The following is a 1,705-nucleotide window of genomic DNA, read 5'->3' on the forward strand; positions in this document are numbered from 1 at the left end:
CGCCCGTCGAATACGAAGCCAATTACTACACCGAACTCACGAAACCCCAGGTCATCACCACAATCTGAGATCTCTACCGAACCCGGGGCGGTTCACTCCTCGTGTACATCAAGGCCGACCCGAAGGTGGCCGACCTTCTGCCCGGATTCACACGGGATGTGACAGGGCTTGGCCACCACGGCACAGGTGACCTGGAGGTGCAGTTGCGTACGGAGCGGGACCTGGAGCGGGCCCAGGACCTGTTCCGCCTCAGCTACGCCGCGGCGTAGCTGAGGCGCAGCTGGCGCTCGCGATCGGCTGGGCATGAAGTTTTCGGAAGTGTTCATACTGCTGCCTCTCGACGCGCTGGTCAGGGAATGGCGGTGGACTCCTAATGGTGCAGGTGAGTCCCGGTTTCGCTAACCGGGACTCCGCCGCTATATTGCGCGCCTGAAGGGGGCGCGAATATCGGTCAGTGGATGTATTCGCCCCTTGAAGGGTCTCCTCGGCCTACGGTCAGTTGCTGTGACGCCGGCTGAGGTGAAGTCGGTCAATTGACTGCCATGTTCACCCGCTCTGATGGCGGTTATGGATCGGCTCCGCTGGCTTGCGGCTGAGGTGGGCGGGGACGGGCTGGTAGAGCTGCCGACGCTTCTCGTACTCCGTTGGGTCGGTCTCGTAGAAGTGCGCTCGGTCGCCGGATCTGCGGGAGAAGCGGATTTGGAGCGCGCCGGGCTGTCCGGTACTGCTGCGGGCGTAGAACCGGCAGCCCCAGTACGACTCGGGCGGCAGACCGCAACAGCAGTCCAGTTCCGCCCCGGTGATCGGCAAGCCGCACTCCGGGTCGGCCAGCAGGTTGGTGAAGCCTGCGTGGTAACAGGGAGCGACCGCGAGGGGTTCGTTGATGTACTCGATGATCCATTCCGAGCCGCCGTCGCTGGTGAGGTTGGTCCAAGCCGTGGTGCTGAGTGGCACGCCAATGGTCCGAAGCATTGGGGCGCGGCGCAGCATGCCGCTGGCGAGCCAGGCCGAAGGCGTCTTGCGGTAGTGGTGACGCCCCAGGACGGTGCTGGTGGAAGGTTCGTGAAAGGCTGCTTCGCTGCGGTGCCACTGGTGAGGGCTTGCCTCATGGCAGTAATGCCTGCCGTCTGCCGTGTTCTCTTCTCGCTGGAGGGGCAGGGCAGCGGACCAGTCTTCGGCGGGGATACCCAGGATCGTGACCGAGCCGGGCACCCCGAGGCGCCGGATCCGGATGCCGTCGGCGTCGGCGGTGAAGCGGGCTCCCGGGATGCCGCGGACCTCGCCGTGCTCGTCGAAGCACGGAACGAGATTGCGGATCAGTTCCCTGGCCATGGACTCCGAGGCGACGTGCTGGGTGACGTCGTTCTCGAAGGTCAGGATCAAGCTGTCAGGGCGGGAGTCAGCGGATCGGATGCCCCACGGGTTGCGGGTGTCGATCAGCGGCCAGGCATGGCCCGACAGGATGTAGCTCTCCAGGACGGCCTGGCTGGGGTGCGCCTCAGGAACCAGCGGTGATGCGGGTGGGAGGGATTTCACGCGCTTGAGCGCGTCGGTCCAGCTCATCCCAGTCGCCAGTTGGAGCTTGTGGGCGCGTCGTTCCACGCGGGTGCTTGAACCGCCCCGGGTCGGGTGGAGGCTCGATTCCATGTAAGGATTGAGTCATGGCACGACCCTCCCGTTACCCGCTTGAGCTGCGCCGTCGTGC

Annotated in this window: 1 protein-coding gene and 1 pseudogene; one reads left to right on the forward strand and one right to left on the reverse strand. The window is 65.0% G+C overall.

All coding sequences use genetic code 11. The features are described from left to right. Positions 1 to 95: 95 nt before the first annotated feature. Positions 96 to 269: pseudogene (locus ACZ619_RS45815) on the forward strand (transporter); the annotation flags it as partial. 277 nt (positions 270 to 546) lie between these two features. Here ACZ619_RS45815 and ACZ619_RS45820 read toward each other — a convergent pair. After that, positions 547 to 1,563, reverse strand: coding sequence for a hypothetical protein (locus ACZ619_RS45820; RefSeq protein WP_469612000.1), 1,017 nt, complete (start codon positions 1,561 to 1,563; stop codon positions 547 to 549). Positions 1,564 to 1,705 lie beyond the last annotated feature (142 nt).

Source organism: Streptomyces sp. NPDC104367, from assembly GCF_055583825.1.